The following is a 5450-nucleotide window of genomic DNA, read 5'->3' as shown; positions in this document are numbered from 1 at the left end:
ATATATACCTCTGGTTTTATCCCACAGGCTTCTGCTTGTACCACTTGAGCTCTTCCCATTTCCAATCCATTTTCAGTTATATACGAATTAAGTGCCATATTTTGTGATTTAAACGGACAAACACTATACCCATCCTTATATATCAATCTGCATAATGCAGTTGTTATCAAACTTTTTCCTACTGATGATGCTGTCCCTTGAACCATTAGATTTTTATGTTCTTTCATTTTTCCCCCTATCGCTTATAGCGAAACTAAAAATTGAATTTTTTCTTTTAATATTTATAGCATATCAAAATATACCATGATTTTAGGTTTATTTATAGGGATAAAAGCAAGAAAAAAGGAGTTAATCATGTGATTAACTCCTTTTCCGCTATTTCTATTTCCATCCAGCTTCCACGTGGCTGTAATCTCCGTCTCTTCTTTTATATACTACATTTAATTCCTCTGTTTCAGCGTTCATAAATATATAGAATTTTTTTCCCATAGTTTCCATCTGTAAAATAGCTTCTCCTATTTCCATTGGCTTAGCCATTATTTTAGTTGGGATAACCCTGCTTGTTTTTTCTCTTGTTATATTTCCTGTTTCAGCATTATAATCAAATTTCTTAAGAGCTTTAGCATGTTTATTATCTCTTAATTTTTCTTTATGTTTAGTTAATTGTTTTTCAAGTACTTCTACTACTTCGTCAATTGCAGCATATAAATCTACATCTTCTATTGTAGCCTTTATTTTAGAACCATTTACATACACTAATACATCTGCTGTATGAATTTTTCCTGTTTTTACACTTTGTGCCGAAAGAGTGATATACACCTCCGCTATTTGGTCAAAGTATTTTTTGATTTTCCCAATTTTTTTCTCTGCATGTGCTCTTATTCCTGGTGTAACTTCTAAATGTCTTCCGCTTATAATCATTCTCATAGACTTCACTTCCTTTATTAGAAATTATGTATTTAGAGGTTTTAATAGCTCCTCTTAATTTAAGTATACCTCATTTTTTTGATTTTCCTATTTTAATTTAAAAAAATAATTTTTATAATAATAAAAACGTAATTTTAGATATAGAGAGATACAATCTAAATTTTTATTTTTTTATATAATTTATAATCTTTATCTCAAATTTCTATATTTATATAGCAAATTAAGTCTCTTAGTGATACTTTTTGTAAATATAATCTCCTAAACTATAAAAATAAGGATTCCCATAATGGAAACCCTTATTCTCGATAAATTATATAGATTAATATTCTTTAGGAGATTCTTCTCCTGTCAACACTCTTAAACCGCCTTCAGCTAAAGCCAACATCTCATCTTCTCCAGGATATACCTTTACCTCTCCAATAAACGAGATTCTATCTGTGATATCTTCCACTATTTTTTTAGAGTAAGCGATTCCTCCAGTTAAGATTATTGCATCTACCTTTCCAGAAAGTACAGTAGCCATAGATCCTATTTCTTTGGCTACTTGATAACCCATAGCTTTTACAATAAGAGCTGATTTTTCATCTCCATTTTGAGCATTATCAGTAACTTCTTTCATGTCATTAGTATCTAAATATGCTACTACCCCACCATTTCCTTTGATCCTTTTTTTTATGAAATTCAGATCATATTCACCACTTGTCGCCATCTTTAATAGATCCCCAATAGGAAGTTGTCCAGATCTTTCTGGTGAAAACGGCCCATCTCCATCTAATGCATTATTTACATCTATAACTCTTCCATTTGAGTGAGCTCCTACACTAATTCCACCACCAAGATGTACAACAATTAAGTTTAACTCATCATAGGATTTCCCTAATTCTTTCGCAGTTCTTCTTCCTACTGCTTTTTGATTCAATGCATGAAAAATACTTTTTCTTTCTAGTTCAGGAATACCAGATATTCTAGCTACATCATCTAATTCATCTACAACCACAGGATCTACAATATATGAAGGTTTGGATATAGTAGAAGCTATTTCATAAGCTATCCTCCCACCTAAGTTTGAGGCATGTTGTCCTAATACTCCAACCTTTAAGTCTGCAAGCATAGCTTCGTTCACTTCATAAGTTCCCCCGGCAATAGGCTTTAATAACCCACCTCTACCTACAATAGCTGCTAAATCTTCTAATTCTATCCCAGATTCAGATACCGCATCTAGAATAACTTCCCTTCTAAACTCCAATTGATCTGAAATATTTTTAAATGGTGCTAATTCCTCGTTTGTATGTCTTAAAGTTTTTTCAAAGATCTCTTTTTCATTTTCATAAATTGCTATCTTTGTAGATGTAGATCCTGGATTAATAGCTAATATTTTGTAATTCATTTACTTATCCCCCTACGAACTATTTCTAAAATTATAATTTCCCTGCTGTTATTGCTCCTAATATTATGGAATTTAACTTAGTTTCTTCACTGTCAGCTCTCGAAGTAAGAATAATTGGAGCTGTAGCTCCTACTATCAATCCTGCTCCCTTAGATCTTGCAAAATAAGATATAGATTTATATAAGATGTTTCCACCCTCGATATCTGGAGCCAATAAAATATCTGCCATTCCAGCTACTTCATGATCGATTCCTTTGTGTTTAGCTGCCTCTAGTGATACAGCATTATCTAGTGCAAAAGGCCCTCCTACTACACAATTTTCTATCTCTCCATTTTTACTCATTTCTTCTAGTTTATGTGCATCTATTGTATCTGACATCTTAGGATTCATTTTTTCCTTAGCGCAAATACAAGCTACCTTAGGAATTTTTATCCCCAAAGCACGAGCTACTTTTACAGAATTGTCTATTATTTTTTTCTTAGCTTCTACATCTGGAGCTATATTCATAGCCGCATCTGTAATAAAAAATAATCTATCATAGTTCTCAATTTCAAATACAGCAACATGAGATAGTATTCCATCTCCTCTAAGACCAATTTTCTTATCTAGGGCAGCTTTTAGTACCACACTTGTGTCCACTAGTCCTTTCATCAACATATCTGCTCTTCCACTAGATACTTCTAATACAGCTTGTCTAGCAGCTTCTACATCATCTTTTTTGTCGATGATTTTGTAGTTAGATAGTTCTATATTTAGCTCTTTTGCTATTTTTTCTATCTTGATAGAATCTCCTACTAAGATTCCATCTACTACCCCTTTTTTTCTAGCTTCTTCTACAGATAATAAAACCTCCCTATCTTGAGCTACAGCTACAGAAATAACTTTTTTTTCTCCTTGCTGTTGTGCTTTAGATAGTATTTCTTCAAAATTTTTCATCTTGCCCCCCTCGGTTATATTTAGTACAGATTAAAAACTTATAATTAAAAAGTAATTATAAGTTTTTAATCTGTAATTCCATTTTTAGTTAATCAACCACTAACTCTAATTTACCCTTGGTAAGATGATACCTTTTATCTGTTATACTTGCTAATTCCGTGCTATGAGTTACTACTATTATCGTTTGATTTTTCTCTCTACATATCTTTCTCAAAAGGTCATGGATAACCTCACTAGTTTCTTCATCTAAATTTCCTGTAGGCTCATCTGCTAATATTATCTTAGGTTCATTTATCATTGCCCGTGCTATAGCTACCCTTTGTTTTTCTCCACCAGATAGCTCAGTAGGTTTATGATCTAAGCGATCTCCTAACTGCATCTCTGTAAGTAATTCTGTGGCTCTTTTCTTTACTTCTTCACGAGTTTTTCTCTTTCCAATAAGTCCTGGAAGCATAACATTTTCAAGAGCTGAAAATTCTGGTAAAAGATAATGAAACTGAAATATAAACCCTAACATCTCATTTCTTAAAAGGTCGATCTTTGAACTAGGTGCCACACTTACGTTTTGGCCTGCATAATAAACATTTCCAGAATCTGGCCTATCCAACATACCAATCATATTTAAAAATGTAGTTTTCCCAGAACCAGATTTCCCAAGTACAGAAACAAATTCTCCTCTATTTATCTCAAAATCCAAGTCATTCAATATTTGTATATCTCTTTTTTTATCTTTATAACGTTTATTTAATTTTTCTATTTTTAATATTATATCTGACATCTTTCATCTCCTATTTTCAAAGCCTTTTTCTTGCACAAATTTATTTTAATATCCACTAATTTTAATTTTTAGTCGTACTTTAATGCTTCAACTACCTCTAATTTTGCGGCTTTATAAGCTGGAAAGATACTAGATAAAAATATTATAATAACATTTGCTATAACTATTACCAATATTTCCTTAGAAGTTATCTCTACAGGTATTTTATTTAAATAATAAATATTTGTTATTTGATTTATTGCATTATCTTTGACATACAAGAGGATTCCTCCTGATATACTCAGTCCAACTAAAATCCCAAGACTCCCCAAGAAAAGCCCCTCTATCATAAATATTTTCATTATATTCTTTCTGCTAAATCCCATAGACCTCATTATCCCAATATCTCTTGTTTTTTCCTTAACCAACATATTTAATATTACCCATACCACAAATCCTGCAATAATAACTATCAATGAAAATACCAAGATCATCACCGTTTTTTCAAGAGACAAAGCAGCCAATAAGTTCCTATTTAAATCTCCCCAAGTCCTTGTACTCATATTTGTTTTTATTTGAATCTGTCCTGCCGCTTTATCGGCACTGTATACATCATCTAAGAAAACCTCTAAACTCGTAACAGTATCACCAGTATAGGATAAAATTTGTACTGCACGTAATGGAACTATTATCATACTGGTATCGTACTCATAATATCCTGATTGAAATACTCCTGCTATAGTTAGATGCATTTCCCTGTTATCAGCAGAGACCACTGTTATTCTATCTCCTAATTTTGCTCCTAATTGATTAAATAATTCTTTTCCTATTAAAAATTCTGTAGGTTTTTTTATATCCATTGTTCCAGCAATTATTTTTTTATCCAAATTCATAGCTATCTTAGCATCGTCAAAATCTAATCCATTTATCTTTACTCCTGAAACGTATGAGCCAAAACCACCACTATATTTTAGAATTCCTTGAGTCGATATCTGAGGTACCGCACCCTTTATCCCTTTTATTGATTCTATCTGTGTCTGTAGTTCCCTATAATCATCTATAGCTTCTCCATCTTTTGTAGCCACTACATGAGAACTTATAGATAATATACTATCTACCATATTTTTATCTAATCCATTTGCTATTCCTATAGAAACCGTAAGTACTGTTACACCAATAGCCACACCTAATATAGCTATTATACTCTGTCTTTTTCTCTCTAAAATATGCTTTTTAGCTATAAAAAATTCTATCATACTAATGTTAATCACCCTCCGTCTGTTACCAAAATTATACAACATAATAACTCTTTGTACAATAAAAAAAAGCTAAAGCTTCTTCAACCCCCTGCCCCCATCTTGGGGGTTTTTTGGTATAATAACTATTATGACTACTATTACTCTTAAAGAGATTCTTACTAATGACAACTTAAAAGCTTTTTT

The 5450-nt window shown here is 31.9% G+C and carries 5 protein-coding genes and 1 pseudogene; all 6 read right to left on the bottom strand.

Going from position 1 to position 5450, the window contains the following annotated elements:
• A pseudogene (locus WBG30_RS01760) lies at positions 1-227 on the bottom strand (cobyric acid synthase); the annotation flags it as partial.
• 154 nt (positions 228-381) lie between these two features.
• Positions 382-927, bottom strand: a complete 546-nt coding sequence (gene hpf, locus WBG30_RS01755) for a ribosome hibernation-promoting factor, HPF/YfiA family (protein ID WP_424502925.1) — start codon at positions 925-927, stop codon at positions 382-384.
• A 319-nt stretch (positions 928-1246) separates the two neighbouring features.
• On the bottom strand, positions 1247-2314 hold the full coding sequence (gene buk / locus WBG30_RS01750) for a butyrate kinase (RefSeq protein ID WP_424502924.1): 1068 nt from the start codon (positions 2312-2314) through the stop codon (positions 1247-1249).
• 31 nt (positions 2315-2345) lie between these two features.
• Positions 2346-3251 (bottom strand): phosphate butyryltransferase, encoded by a 906-nt coding sequence (locus WBG30_RS01745; protein WP_424502923.1) that lies wholly within the window; start codon positions 3249-3251, stop codon positions 2346-2348.
• Positions 3252-3339: 88 nt separating this feature from the next.
• Positions 3340-4029, bottom strand: coding sequence for an ABC transporter ATP-binding protein (locus tag WBG30_RS01740; protein WP_424502922.1), 690 nt, complete (start codon positions 4027-4029; stop codon positions 3340-3342).
• 68 nt (positions 4030-4097) lie between these two features.
• Positions 4098-5264, bottom strand: coding sequence for an ABC transporter permease (locus WBG30_RS01735; RefSeq protein ID WP_424502926.1), 1167 nt, complete (start codon positions 5262-5264; stop codon positions 4098-4100).
• Positions 5265-5450 lie beyond the last annotated feature (186 nt).

This window comes from Psychrilyobacter sp. (genome assembly GCF_049671765.1).
In the GTDB taxonomy this organism is placed as follows: domain Bacteria; phylum Fusobacteriota; class Fusobacteriia; order Fusobacteriales; family Fusobacteriaceae; genus Psychrilyobacter.
The sequence above is the reverse complement of the archived record's forward strand: the minus strand, read 5'-3'. Positions and strand labels throughout refer to the sequence as shown.

What these genes read in the sequence shown, in the direction of transcription:
- WBG30_RS01745 (WP_424502923.1), bottom strand. Translation starts at nt 3,251, where the DNA reads ATGAAAAATTTTGAAGAAATACTATCTAAAGCACAACAGCAAGGAGAA.
- buk (WP_424502924.1), bottom strand. Translation starts at nt 2,314, where the DNA reads ATGAATTACAAAATATTAGCTATTAATCCAGGATCTACATCTACAAAG.
- WBG30_RS01735 (WP_424502926.1), bottom strand. Translation starts at nt 5,264, where the DNA reads ATGATAGAATTTTTTATAGCTAAAAAGCATATTTTAGAGAGAAAAAGA.
- hpf (WP_424502925.1), bottom strand. Translation starts at nt 927, where the DNA reads ATGAGAATGATTATAAGCGGAAGACATTTAGAAGTTACACCAGGAATA.
- WBG30_RS01740 (WP_424502922.1), bottom strand. Translation starts at nt 4,029, where the DNA reads ATGTCAGATATAATATTAAAAATAGAAAAATTAAATAAACGTTATAAA.